Consider the following 12,568-nt stretch of genomic DNA (forward strand, 5'->3'; position numbering starts at 1 on the left):
CATTGTTTTATATATCATACAGTGAGTTTTTATTGTTTTCCTAACTTGATAAATCACTGAACGTCTACAATGACTAAAGTTAAGATTGATAAAGAGAATAAAGACATGAACGCACTGGCTATTCATCAACACTTGCCAACCGCGAGTCAAATTATTTGTGGCTGTATGGGACTGGGCGGAGGCTGGGATCAGCAGCCTATTAACAAAACCCATTATCACCAAGCCCAACAGTTCATCGAAACCGCACTGGCAACTGGCATTAACTATTTTGACCACGCAGATATCTACACCTTTGGCAAAGCAGAGCAAGTGTTTGGGCAAGTATTAGCTGAACAACCAAGTTTGCGCGATCAAATGATCGTTCAATCTAAATGTGCAATTCGCTTTGATGATGATAGCGGCCCTAAGCGCTACGATTTTTCTAAAAAGTGGATAACGCAGTCTGTTGATGGCATTTTGTCACGCTTAGGCATTGAATACCTTGATGTTTTACAATTACACCGACCAGATCCACTAATGGAGTTGGCAGAGCTAGCTCAATGTTTAACATCACTTCAAACAAGCGGCAAAGTGAAGCATTTTGGTGTTTCTAATATGAATCATCACCAAATTGCCTACCTACAATCGGCGCTCAACATGCCCATAATTGCTAACCAAATTGAAATCAGCCTTCAGCAACTAGGATGGTTAGATCATGGCGTATTGGCTGGTAACCCAGCGGGTGAACACGGTAACTTTTGTGCAGGTACAATGGAGTACAGTCAGCTTAATGGTGTGCAAATTCAATCATGGGGAAGCCTAGCACAAGGTCTTTTCTCTGGCCGTGATGTTAGCAACCAAGCTGAGCATATAAAGCAGACAGCTATGCGGGTTACTAGCCTAGCAGAGCAATACAACACAAATGCCGACGCCATTGCTCTGGCTTGGATAATGCGTCATCCGGCGAATATCCAACCAATAATTGGCACGACCAACCCAGAGCGTATTAAGCGCTGCGCAGAGGCGAGCACAGCCAACTTATCACGGGAAGATTGGTACCAACTATACGTTAGCGCACGTGGTGAAGAGTTACCCTAAACAGTTAGTTTTTGTGTTGGTGGCCTAAGCTGCTGACAAAAGCTATTCATAAAGGCAGCCAACAAAAATTGTAGGCTAATAGGGGTATTAATATTCTGTCCGTGACTTTAAGCGCAATTAAGCGTTAGTATCAATAAAGTTATTTTTCACGGACAAGAATTGACTATAGATGGAACGCTTACATGGTATTGCCAAGCGCTTATATCCCTTTCGTACATCTGCGATTATCCTCGCGTTTATCGCTATCGCGCTATTTGCCGCAGTTACTTTATCTGGTGCTCGCAATCAGTCTCAGGTTTGGTTATTTGTCAGTGCACTGCTGTTGATGTGGAGCCTATTGCTCACTTTGTTTATTTATAGTTTTAGCAGTGTGATTGGCAAAGCACCGAAAGGTGCCAATATATTTACCAAAATTAGACTGTGGTTACTCTCTGGCGTTCAAAAAGCAATTATGTGGTTATTCTTATTGGTTTTTTTCGCCAGCGTGCTAATGACCTTCCGGTTAATTAACTTTGGATTCTTTTAGCACTTACCGTCACGATAGCCGAGGTATTTAGGCAAACCGTCTTCAAGCGTTAGCCAATCGGCTTTACTCTCGCAGTAGATATGTGCGTCAGGATTTACGCCAAACAAGTTATCAAAGGCTGCCAAGGCAATTTCTACGGTGCCTTGCTCGCGGTTAAATCGTGATTCAAACAGCAAACTCGCACCACAACGCTGGCAGAAGCTACGCACGCTATCATTCGAGGCTCGATAATGGCTCAGTAACTCAACACCAGAGTGCCAGTGCAAATACTCTCGCTTAACCTCACCAAATGTAGAAAATGCCGCACCGTGAAATTTTTGGCACATTTTGCAATGACAATGGCCCACTAAGGGCTCGAAGCGCTCTACTTCAAACTGAATAGCGCCGCACAAACAACTACCTTTATTGATTTTCGACGCTTCAACCATTGCTATTCCTACCGCCTTTTAAATTTTTTCTAGTCTCTGCTACCTTATACCACTGATTTACCGACCAGTTTTCACCACGTTAATACCGCTTAGAAAAATGCCTGCAAACCAGTTTGCGCACGACCTAAAATCAAACCGTGAACATCGAAGGTACCTTCGTAGGTATTCACTGTTTCAAGGTTGATCATATGGCGAATCACATGGAATTCATCGGCAATACCATTACCGCCGTGCATATCACGCGCCATACGGGCAATATCAAGAGACTTGCCGCAGTTGTTGCGCTTAACCAGTGAAATCATGGTTGGGTCCCAATCACCACCATCAATAATTTGGCCTACTCGCAGGGAGCCTTGCAAGCCTAACGAAATCTCGGTTTGCATGTTCGCCAGCTTAGTTTGAAATAGCTGAGTCTGCGCCAGCGGTTTACCAAACTGCTGACGATCTAAACCGTACTGACGCGCAGCATGCCAACAGAACTCCGCAGCACCTAACGCGCCCCAAGAAATACCGTAACGCGCCATATTTAAGCAGCTAAACGGTCCTTTCAAACCGCGAACTTCTGGGAACATGTTTTCCTCTGGCACGAACACCTTATCCATGACAATTTCGCCAGTAATTGATGCCCGTAGTGAAAGCTTGCCTTCGATTTTTGGCGCCGATAGGCCTGCCATGCCTTTTTCTAGGATAAAGCCACAAATGGCATCACCCTCTGCCTCATTTTTTGCCCAAACCACAAATACATCAGCAATTGGCGAGTTGGTGATCCACATTTTTGAGCCGGTCAGCTCATAGCCGCCCGCAACCTTTTTCGCACGGGTGATCATGCTCGCCGGATCAGAGCCCGAGCCAGGCTCAGTTAAGCCAAAGCAGCCGATGTATTCACCGCTTGCCAGCTTAGGCAAATATTTCTCTTTTTGTGTTTCACTGCCAAAGGTATAAATGGGGTGCATAACCAATGACGACTGAACGCTCATAGCACTGCGATAACCAGAATCAACTCGCTCAACTTCACGCGCGACTAGGCCATAGCTAACATAATTCACACCAGAGCAGCCATAGCCTTTAATGGTTGCCCCCAACAAGCCAACTTCACCAAACTGCCGCATAATATTGGCATCAAATGTTTCATTGCGATTTGCCATCAAAACGCCAGGCATTAATTGCTCTTGGCAAAAATTATGCGCCATATCCCGAATCATGCGCTCGTCTTCACTGAGCTGGTCATTGAGCAACAAAATGTCATCCCAATTGCTTAACACTGCATTTGCCACGTTGGTTTCCTTATTAGTCACAGTTGAACTCACCATAGTTTGACGCAACTGTCTGCATTTACAAAACAAAGCTATGGTTTTACGTATGGTTTTGTTATCAATAAATTACGCTAGTCGTTACAAAAAGTTGCCACCGAAAAGTTGGCACCGAATGGATTTGCCATTAACAAGCATTAGCATAGCTACAAATCAATTGGTCTTGCTTGATCTGGATAGCGATAATCGCATACACCGTCTGGAAAAATCGCCTGTAATTTTGACAAGTAAGACTGCATATTAATATCACCATACATTCCATCTGCAATGGCTTCTGAAACAGGTATTAGCTTGCAGCTGAAAACACTGCCAGCCCAAGGGCCACCGGCTGCTATTCGGCTGTTACTAAAGCTTTTAAAATGTTTTGCGCAAGCACCTAACGCTTGATTATTCCACTGGCCATCCCAAACTCGATTACCACTAGCAATTGCCTCCCCATGCTTATCAAAGCAAATGTCGGTAATATCGGCAGGTTTATTTTGCCAAGCAGATAACGCCGGATTAGCCCGCATTTCCCGAAGCCAACGATCTATGGCAGCAAAGGCACGAGTAACCGGTTGATGGTTTTTATCTGCCACCCAAATAACCTGATTCTTAGCATGACCTTGTCCCGCTAGCATACGTTGACGCGCGGCAAAACTGGCTGACATATGATGCATATCTAACTCATCTTCCAAGTAGTGGCGAACATCAATAATGGGTAGGTTAATTTTGCCAATAAATACTTGCCCGCTGCGATAAGCGGATTGTGCTGCTTGCCTGCTACCGTCGGCACGTTTAGCAGGCGTTTTATCGGTTGCTTCAGTGATGTTGTTACGACTCCATAGGCTTAACCAGAGAATCCCTTTTTTGCCTCGCCAGCCGCCTAGTATTCGCTCTGGTGACATATCTGCTAGCGGCTTCCAACTACCGACATGCCAATTAAGATCAATAAAACGCTGCGCCGATATTTGCCCTTTAACCAATGCAGCCAATCCGTATTGCACCCCCTGATTACTCCAAGTTTGATTGGCAAACCCAAGTTCATCACGGCCAAAAAGCTCAACCATATCTTGCCAATAACTCCACTGTACTTGCTTAACCACAGCTTCTGAAAAGTATTCATTCAGAAACCCTTGCGCTGGATTATGAATAAAAGTGGAAAGACCAAACCAGCCATTAATACATTCACTGTTGCCTTGGGGCATGCGTGGCCAGCGGCCAACCAATATTTGATTAATTGGCTCTAATACCGCACTTACATGGGTTTCACCATTTTTCGCATTCATACCTTCCACCAAAATGCGATTTGGCCAGTTTTGCCAAAACTCTGGTTCAGGTGACCTAAACGCATAATAGTTATGCAGTAAGTCACAATCGAGTGCGTACAAGGTTTGGCTAATCATGTCTGGATAGGAATAAAGCGGAATTGCAGCATCTAAAATACCAGTGCTATTTTGTCCGATCAGGTACTGTGCTAAACCGCCTCCTGAGCCACCAATGCCAACCGTATATTCAGGCTCACCATAAAGGCTAACAAACTGCTGTTTTACTCGCCGCGCGGTATCTTCCGCCAGCAACATGTTATAGGTATGGCTAGTTTTATTCGCGGTTGACGTGATAACGGCATAACCTAAGCGCAGCTGCTCAATTCGCCGTTCAATCGTGCGCTTGATACGCAGCTTACCTTGGCGAAAACCAATACCCGAGCCCCCTTCAAACTGATAAACAAGTTTTTTGTTCCAGCTATGTTGCAGGTTAACTTGACTACTCGAATAGTGATTAACCGGCATAATCAACAAATACAGAAAACGGTTAATTGTGCCGATTTCTATGTGGAAAAGTTGCAAAGCTGATCGCACAAGGGTTTCAGGTGGTCTACTGTCAAAAACCTTAATTTCGCCACTTGCAAGCTCTACCGCAAAGCGTAATTGAGTTTTAATTGCACAGTCTTTGCTGTAACCAACAAGGTGTGAAAGCTTCCCTAAATTTGCCTGCTGATCATAAACCGGTACCCCCCACCCCATTTGATTATCAACTTGTGGCTGACCTAAGCCACTATCGAGGGTCATGCAATAGAATGGGTATTGTGAAGGACCTGCGTATAAGGTTTTTAGCGGCCCAACTTGGCCCAGCCGAATGGGGAAATCAAAGCTTTCTGCTGGTCGAGGGGTATGGCGAATATGCCTACTGAAATCCAGCAGTGAATCGACTTGCGCTTCTTCTTGCTCACTGGTCGAGTGAATTGGCACAGCTTTGACTTGCCGCGCAAAGTATTTTGATGGCGGTGTGAACAGCCAATAAACTAAAGCTGTTGCTGCAACAATCAGCAGTATCAGTAAAACCAATTTACGCTGTATCGATCTTAACATCACACAACCTCTCAGCCACTTCACAATCAGTCCTATTTAAAGTTTAGGAATCACTTGGTGATCTTGCCTGACAATTTGTTAACCTTATGCCCATACTCACTCGATACATCGATCACAAGGGCATTTCATGGAAGCAAGAATCATTGAGGGTAAAACTATTTATGGCATTAGCGCGCGTACCAACAACGCCTCAGAAATGAGTCCTAGCGGCAAAATTCCCGCACTTTGGCAAAGATTTGATGCGCAAGTTGCGGTTGATTACCAAGGTGGCGAAAGGGTCTATGGCGTCTATACCGATTATGCCTCTGACCAAGATGGTGACTTTACTGTAACCGCTGGCTACGACGCGAAAAATTCGCAGGACAAAGCAGAGCTAGACACTGCACTGCATGCTATTACGATACCAACGGGGCGCTATTTAGTATTTTCTAAGCAAGGTGAAATGCCGCAAATTGCCATTGATGCATGGACTGAAGTTTGGCACTTTTTTAAGGATGAAGCGTTTCAAGATGACAAGAGTGGAGAAAATAACACCAACCAATATCAGCGTCTATTTAGCACTGATTTTGAATATTACCCTAACGCTAATGAAATTCAGGTCTGTATCGCAATTGCAGATGATGATTAGACTAAATTGACGAATACTCTTAGCTATTCTTTCTAGACTAAAAATCTTCTTAATCTAAAGAACTTTAAAGACTAAAAAAGGGAGCCTTAGCTCCCTTTGGGTTTACTCATATCAATTATCGTCAAATGAGTTTAATGAGCTTAATGAGCTTAAAGTGCAGCCATTAAAATCTTACGCACGATATCCAATGTTAAATCGCCCGTTTCAGAAAGGTGAGTTAAGCCCATCTTTTCCATATTTGCTACTAAGGTGTCGATACCCGCTTCATCAATATCGTAGTGAGAAAGGTTAGTAACAATATCTAGTGAATTGAAGAAAGCTTCTGTTTTATCAATTGCTTGACTAATTTTCTCTTCGTCACTGCCATCGGTAATATGCCAAACGCGCTCAGCAAATTGCACAAGTTTGTCGTGTTTTTGGGCCTTACGCTCACGCAGTAGACTTGGCAAGATGATCGCTAAGGTGCGACCATGCGCAATACCAAACATAGCAGTCATTTCGTGACCAATCATGTGTGTTGCCCAGTCTTGCGGTACACCAACACCAATTAATCCGTTAAGCGCCGAAGTTGCAGACCACATAAAGTTTTTACGGGCTTCAACATCTTGCTCGCCTTTTACTTGGCTTTGGTATGTTACTGGGCCATCTTCAATTAAGGTTTGTAATACACCTTCAGAGAAGCGGTCTTGAATTTTCGCATTTACTGGTTGCGTTAAATACTGCTCAATGACGTGCACAAAGGCATCAGCAACACCGTTAGCAATTTGCTCTGTTGGTAGCGTGAAAGTGAAATCTGGGTCTAAGAATGAGAACTTAGGAAATACTAACGGTGACGTTAACGGGAATTTCTGATCATTGTAAGTAACAACAGAAAAGCTATTCATCTCAGAGCCAGTTGCAGGCAAGGTAGCAATACAGCCTAATGGCAATGCTTCGGTTGCTGGTACTGGGTTAAAACCGTGGAACAAAATGTTAGCGTGATCCGCCTCTTGTTTTGATGCTAATGCAACAAACTTAGTGCCGTCCATTACTGAACCGCCACCAACAGCTAGCAAGAAATCAATACCTTGTGTTTTTACGACATCAACTGCTTTCATTAGCGTTTCAAATTGTGGGTTTGGCTCAATACCACCAAATTCAACAACTTCGCGGTTGCCCAAAGCTGCAGTTACTTTCTCTAATGTACCGAAGCGCTTAACGCTACCGCCACCAAATAGCACTAGTACTTTCGCCTGTGCAGGAATAAGTTGGTCTAGTTCGGCTAAACGGTCTTGACCAAATACGATGTGAGTTGGGTTGTAGTAATCAAAATTTTGCATTATCTATCCTAATGTGTGCCCTCAATTTCATTACGCACATTTTATTGGCACAAAAAAGATTTAAAACAGCATTTCCAACCATAATCATGCCTAAAACTATCATCGCCAGTATTTTTAGCAGATTTAGGTTGTACTATTGGATATACTGCGAGCAGGCATAATTTTAGGGTTTGATCATGCAAGATTTAATTGAAAGTTTAACCGCGCTTGCGCCGAATGAAGGTGTCAACAAAACACCGTTGCCTGGTGTGTATGTATTTAAAGCCAGCCAATCGTCTGGCAAGATACCGTTATGCTACAGCCAAGGAGTTATCTGGGTAGCACAGGGGCAAAAGCGCGTTTATTTCAATGAGAGCGTCTATGAATACAATCCCGATAATTACCTTGCGCTCGCGGTCCCTGTACCTGCTAAATGCGACACCATAGTCGAGCCCGGTAAGCCACTACTATCATTGATGATTGATTTTGATATGAACCTTCTGAATGAATTAGTGCGCATTTTTACCGATCATGGTTGCTCACAAGCAACAGGAGTAGACAATACTAGCGAAAAAAATAAAGGACTGTTTGTTAGCCAATGCACTGACAACCTGCGCTGCACCATTGTAAGACTTGCCAAATGCTTGCAAGACGACATGCAGTCCTCGGTACTGGGCAAAAGCCTAATCCGTGAAGTTTTTTACCACATATTGAAAGGCCCGAATGCTGCGCCACTATTTTCTTTGGTGAGCCATAACACGCATTTATCTAAAATGGAAAAAGTGCTTAAGCACTTGCACACCCATTACAGTGGTCGCTTAGATGTAGAGCAACTCGCCACTATGGCAAATATGAGCGCGTCAACTTTCCACCGTAACTTTAAACAAATAACAGCTTCATCCCCCATTCAATATATTAAAAAACTGCGCCTAAGCCGTGCTCGTGAACTGTTAGTTGACCAAGGACTAAAAGTAAAACAAGCGGCGGCACAAGTGGGCTACGATAGCCCAACGCAGTTTAGTCGAGAGTTTACTCGTTATTTCGGTCAAAGTCCTAGCGAGTGCAATCGCCAGCTAGCGTAATGGCTGGAATTGTTAGCACTAGTGTTTCGACAAAAACACAAAGCCCTTGAATTATGAATATTTATTGACCAGTATTAAGTTAGGTTTATTAAAAAGGAAGTGTGTAATGAACATGGAAATACTGAAGAAAAACATCAAATTACTCGCCATGCCGCTTGCGAGTTTCGCTTTGCTTGGTTGTAGCTCGCTGCCAATAGAAACAGCGCTGGAAGATAATCACTTTCGCTTAGAAAACTTTAAGCGCGACAATACAGACAACTTTGAACACGTTTATTTAATGTGTGCCAACCAAAAGCCAGCTTCATTTATTCACCCGAAGCAGCACCTAAGCGGCCAGCATAGCTTATGGGTAAAAGCTGAGCTAAAACGCCGTAATATCGACTTTAGCGAGCGCGTTGCGGTAGTAAATTTTAATGTTAACCTTGAAGCAGATAAAAGTTATATGCTGAATCGAGAAGTGATGAAAGACAGTGAGAAAATAGCACTTTGGATCCAAGAAACTGACACTGGCGTTGGTGTTTCTGAAGTCATCATTGCCGATTTAGCACACCCTAAAGCAAATGAGTATTTTCATGAACTGAAACAATGCCGCACTGGCAGCGTATAAACGCAGTATCTGCTACTAAACGGCATTTGTCTTAACTAAATATTTTACTAGACATATTAGTGGTTATAGTCTGCATAGATAAAAAACGAGCTTATTGCTCGTTTTTTTGATCTTAGCTGCCCTTATCAATCAGCTGCAACCGATATGATTGACTATGCTTAACTCAACAACTCAAACAAGAAGCTCAACCAAGCAACTCAAGTAAGCGATTTAGCCAAGCTGTGTAATTAACAAAATGCCGGAACCGTTAGACCCTCCTCACAACAATATAAAGATGGAAGCTAACTTTGGGCTTGATTTCAAATTATTAATTTCTAACAGGCTTTGTGCTGCTGACTTCTCAATGATATTCAACGTTGATGCTCACTGAAAAAGCACCTGAAAGGGAGATTTTATGTACATAAGTTCAAGCAACACAAAGGGTCGCTGTATGATCGGCACTGGGGCGTTATTTATGGCATTCACACCACTAGTCGCTTGGGCAGCCAGTAGCACACCTGACTCGCTAGATTGGTTTAAAATGACCATGGAACTGTTTGGTGGTTTAGCCTTGTTTTTGTTTGGCATGGAGCAAATGTCTGCTGCGCTTAAAGCCGCTGCCGGCGATCAAATGAAGAATCTGCTATCAAAACTAACCACTAATCGATTCTCAGCCGCCATTAGCGGCGCCGCAGTGACTTCTATAATACAGAGCTCATCGGTCACAACGGTGCTCGTCGTTGGCTTTGTCTCGGCAGGGTTAATGACCTTATCACAATCAATTGGCGTCATTATGGGGTCTAATATTGGCACCACCATTACCGCGCAAATTGTCGCTTTTAAAGTAGAAAAAGCAGCGCTTTTAATGATTGCCTTGGGCTTTGCCATGCTATTTCTTTCAAAGAAAGAAAAGGTGCAACATTACGGTAACGTGCTGATGGGGCTTGGCCTTATCTTCTTTGGCATGGGTATTATGAGCGAAGGAATGTCGCCACTGCGCAGCTATGAGCCTTTTATTAACCTAATGACCAGCATGGAAAGACCGCTGTACGGTATCTTGGTGGCGGCCTTGTTTACTGCTCTGGTGCAGTCTTCATCGGCAACAACAGGCATTGTAATTGTCATGGCTAGCCAAGGCTTTATTAGCTTACCCGCCGGTATTGCACTTGCCTTTGGCGCTAATATTGGTACGTGTGTAACTGCCCTACTCGCCTCTATTGGTAAACCAACTGAAGCCAAACGAGCGGCAGCGATTCATATTATTTTCAATATTGTTGGTGTCCTGCTGTGGCTCTTGTTTATTCCGCAGCTTGCGGTCTTAGTAACGTATGTATCACCCGTTGCGGCAAACCTTTCTGGTACAGAAAAGCTCGCCGCTGAGGTGCCAAGGCAAATAGCCAATGCTCATACCATTTTTAATGTTGCCAATACACTGATATTTATTGGTTTTACAACGCAGTTTGGCCGCTTGGTTGAGCGCCTTATTCCCGACAAAGCTACACCTAAGAAAGCGATAATCAAACCGCTATATCTCGATAATGATTTATTGGAAACACCTGCACTAGCGCTTGATATGGTGCGCCGCGAACTTGCTCACTTAGCGTCAATTGTTGATGCAATGCTAGCAAAAACAGGTGATGCGTTTCGTGAGCGTGATGCGAAAAAATTTGATGAAATTGCCAAAATGGACGATCAAGCCGATATTTTACACGCCGAAATCACTGACTATATCCGCAAACTAACCCTACAGAATCTGACCGAGCAAGAGAATGAAAACATGATGCGCTACCTTAGCATTAATGAAGATTTGGAGCGCATTGGTGATGTTATTGAAACCAACTTGGTCGAAGTAGGTAAAGAAGCGGTTCGTCTTAAGTTAAAAGCAACAGAAACCGAACGAACGATTTTAAGCCAACTTTACTATCAGCTAAGAGAAGTTCTTAGTGCAACACAAACCATTACGCAAAATGACGATGAATTAGCGGCGCAAAACATTCTGCACATGAAAGACAATATTAACCAACTGGTTCGTGAAGCCATTCAAATGCAGGCCAAGCGTCTTAAGCAGGAAGGGTCAGAAAATATTGACGTAACGCATATGGAAAATGAGTTAATGGACAGCATGAAAAGAATTTACTCACTTAGCAAACGCATCGCGAAACTTTCTTTGCCGAAAAAACTATTTCAAGAGCCGGACTAGCGCTGCTATGTAAGCGACTGCCACTTAAACAGGCACTGACTAGTCATTGCTAACGAAAACGAAAACAAAAACGCGCTTGAGTAATTAACTCAAGCGCGTTTTTCTATCGTTACTAACCTTAAAGAATCTGTGCCTATGGCATCATTTCTTCGTGGTCTGCACCTTCTTTTTCTACCACTTCTGGAATTAGGTCTTCTTTTGAAATACCTAACGCCAAGGCAATTGAACTTGCTACGTAAATAGATGAGTAAGTACCGACAAACACACCAAATAACAATGCTGTCGCAAAACCGTGAATTAGCGCGCCACCTTTGAAGAATAGTGCGGCCAATACCAATAACGTGGTGATTGACGTAATAAAGGTACGGCTTAACGTTTGTGTTAATGAGATATTGATGATCTCTTCTGGGCCACCTTCGCGAATTTTACGGAAGTTCTCACGAATACGGTCAGAAACAACAATGGTATCGTTAAGCGAGTAACCAATTACCGCCAAAATCGCCGCTAATACCGTTAAGTCGAACTCAATGCCTAATATTGAGAACAAACCTAAGGTTAGTAATACATCGTGGAATAACGCGAACACCGAACCTAGTGCAAAGCGCCATTCGAAACGAAACGCAACGTAGACCAAGATACAAATCAAGGCGGTTAACATCGCCAAGCCACCTTGCTCGGTAAGCTCGTCACCAACACTGGCACCAACAAACTCAATACGGCGCATTTCAACGTTCACGCCCATACCGTTTTTTAGTACCGAAAGTATTTGATCGCCTAAGGTTTCTGCTTTCACGCCCGGGCGTTCACCCATACGAATAACCACATCGCGACTAGTACCAAAAAGCTGAACCACAGCATCATCGAAGCCGTTAGCATCAAGCACCTGACGCATTTTGGTTAAATCAGCGGCTTGTTCAAAACCCACTTCAACTTTAACACCGCCAGTAAAATCAAGACCAAAGTTCAATTTGTTAATCGCTAGCGAAGCAATCGACGCTACCATCATCAGGATACTGAACACCATGGCTACCTTGCGGTAGCGCATAAAGGCAACAGTTTCTTTTAACTTTAAAATTTGCATC

The 12,568-nt window shown here is 43.6% G+C and carries 11 protein-coding genes; 6 read left to right on the forward strand and 5 right to left on the reverse strand.

Annotation, left to right across the window (positions count from 1 at the left end):
- The first annotated feature begins 69 nt into the window (after positions 1 to 69).
- Together ACSLUR_RS07070 and ACSLUR_RS07075 are read left to right on the forward strand one after the other, a co-directional pair.
- Positions 70 to 1,077 (forward strand): aldo/keto reductase, encoded by a 1,008-nt coding sequence (locus ACSLUR_RS07070; RefSeq protein WP_448553121.1) that lies wholly within the window; start codon positions 70 to 72, stop codon positions 1,075 to 1,077.
- 169 nt (positions 1,078 to 1,246) lie between these two features.
- Positions 1,247 to 1,603: a hypothetical protein gene (locus tag ACSLUR_RS07075; protein WP_448553123.1), complete on the forward strand. Its 357-nt coding sequence runs from the start codon at positions 1,247 to 1,249 to the stop codon at positions 1,601 to 1,603.
- On the opposite strand, the gene ACSLUR_RS07080 is transcribed toward ACSLUR_RS07075, so the two are convergent.
- From ACSLUR_RS07080 to ACSLUR_RS07090, 3 genes are all read right to left on the reverse strand, one after another.
- Positions 1,600 to 2,031, reverse strand: a complete 432-nt coding sequence (locus ACSLUR_RS07080; protein WP_448553125.1) for a GFA family protein — start codon at positions 2,029 to 2,031, stop codon at positions 1,600 to 1,602. The two genes, ACSLUR_RS07075 and ACSLUR_RS07080, sit on opposite strands and share 4 nt — an antisense overlap.
- Positions 2,032 to 2,120: 89 nt before the next feature.
- Positions 2,121 to 3,305, reverse strand: coding sequence for an acyl-CoA dehydrogenase (locus ACSLUR_RS07085; protein WP_116002468.1), 1,185 nt, complete (start codon positions 3,303 to 3,305; stop codon positions 2,121 to 2,123).
- A gap of 182 nt (positions 3,306 to 3,487) precedes the next feature.
- Complete coding sequence (locus ACSLUR_RS07090; protein ID WP_448553127.1) at positions 3,488 to 5,692, reverse strand: DUF6351 family protein; 2,205 nt, start codon at positions 5,690 to 5,692, stop codon at positions 3,488 to 3,490.
- 127 nt (positions 5,693 to 5,819) lie between these two features.
- Here ACSLUR_RS07090 and ACSLUR_RS07095 point away from each other — a divergent pair, with 127 nt between their 5' ends.
- Positions 5,820 to 6,320, forward strand: a complete 501-nt coding sequence (locus tag ACSLUR_RS07095) for a GyrI-like domain-containing protein (protein WP_448553129.1) — start codon at positions 5,820 to 5,822, stop codon at positions 6,318 to 6,320.
- Positions 6,321 to 6,469: 149 nt separating this feature from the next.
- Here the strand turns inward: ACSLUR_RS07095 and ACSLUR_RS07100 are convergent, their stop codons facing one another.
- A complete protein-coding gene (locus ACSLUR_RS07100) occupies positions 6,470 to 7,639 on the reverse strand; it encodes an iron-containing alcohol dehydrogenase (RefSeq protein WP_448553131.1) in 1,170 nt (389 codons plus the stop codon).
- A 176-nt stretch (positions 7,640 to 7,815) separates the two neighbouring features.
- Here ACSLUR_RS07100 and ACSLUR_RS07105 point away from each other — a divergent pair, with 176 nt between their 5' ends.
- The 3 genes from ACSLUR_RS07105 (at position 7,816) to ACSLUR_RS07115 (ending at position 11,486) form a co-directional block, all read left to right on the forward strand.
- Positions 7,816 to 8,700, forward strand: coding sequence for an AraC family transcriptional regulator (locus ACSLUR_RS07105; protein WP_448553133.1), 885 nt, complete (start codon positions 7,816 to 7,818; stop codon positions 8,698 to 8,700).
- A gap of 106 nt (positions 8,701 to 8,806) precedes the next feature.
- Entirely contained in the window at positions 8,807 to 9,307 is a 501-nt protein-coding gene (locus ACSLUR_RS07110; RefSeq protein ID WP_448553135.1) for a hypothetical protein, read from the forward strand.
- A gap of 394 nt (positions 9,308 to 9,701) precedes the next feature.
- Positions 9,702 to 11,486 carry a Na/Pi cotransporter family protein gene (locus tag ACSLUR_RS07115; protein ID WP_448553137.1) on the forward strand — a complete coding sequence of 595 codons (1,785 nt, stop codon included), beginning with the start codon at positions 9,702 to 9,704 and terminating at the stop codon, positions 11,484 to 11,486.
- Between the two features lie 133 nt (positions 11,487 to 11,619).
- Here the strand turns inward: ACSLUR_RS07115 and secF are convergent, their stop codons facing one another.
- Positions 11,620 to 12,567 (reverse strand): protein translocase subunit SecF, encoded by a 948-nt coding sequence (gene secF / locus ACSLUR_RS07120; protein WP_448553139.1) that lies wholly within the window; start codon positions 12,565 to 12,567, stop codon positions 11,620 to 11,622.
- Between the last annotated feature and the right edge of the window lies 1 nt (position 12,568).

It is taken from the genome of Thalassotalea montiporae (assembly GCF_053485855.1).

Excerpts from the sequence above, each read along its gene's own strand:
- ACSLUR_RS07110 (WP_448553135.1), top strand. The coding sequence starts at position 8,807 with ATGAACATGGAAATACTGAAGAAAAACATCAAATTACTCGCCATGCCG.
- secF (WP_448553139.1), bottom strand. The coding sequence starts at position 12,567 with ATGCAAATTTTAAAGTTAAAAGAAACTGTTGCCTTTATGCGCTACCGC.
- ACSLUR_RS07095 (WP_448553129.1), top strand. The coding sequence starts at position 5,820 with ATGGAAGCAAGAATCATTGAGGGTAAAACTATTTATGGCATTAGCGCG.
- ACSLUR_RS07115 (WP_448553137.1), top strand. The coding sequence starts at position 9,702 with ATGTACATAAGTTCAAGCAACACAAAGGGTCGCTGTATGATCGGCACT.
- ACSLUR_RS07080 (WP_448553125.1), bottom strand. The coding sequence starts at position 2,031 with ATGGTTGAAGCGTCGAAAATCAATAAAGGTAGTTGTTTGTGCGGCGCT.
- ACSLUR_RS07105 (WP_448553133.1), top strand. The coding sequence starts at position 7,816 with ATGCAAGATTTAATTGAAAGTTTAACCGCGCTTGCGCCGAATGAAGGT.
- ACSLUR_RS07075 (WP_448553123.1), top strand. The coding sequence starts at position 1,247 with ATGGAACGCTTACATGGTATTGCCAAGCGCTTATATCCCTTTCGTACA.
- ACSLUR_RS07090 (WP_448553127.1), bottom strand. The coding sequence starts at position 5,692 with ATGTTAAGATCGATACAGCGTAAATTGGTTTTACTGATACTGCTGATT.
- ACSLUR_RS07070 (WP_448553121.1), top strand. The coding sequence starts at position 70 with ATGACTAAAGTTAAGATTGATAAAGAGAATAAAGACATGAACGCACTG.
- ACSLUR_RS07100 (WP_448553131.1), bottom strand. The coding sequence starts at position 7,639 with ATGCAAAATTTTGATTACTACAACCCAACTCACATCGTATTTGGTCAA.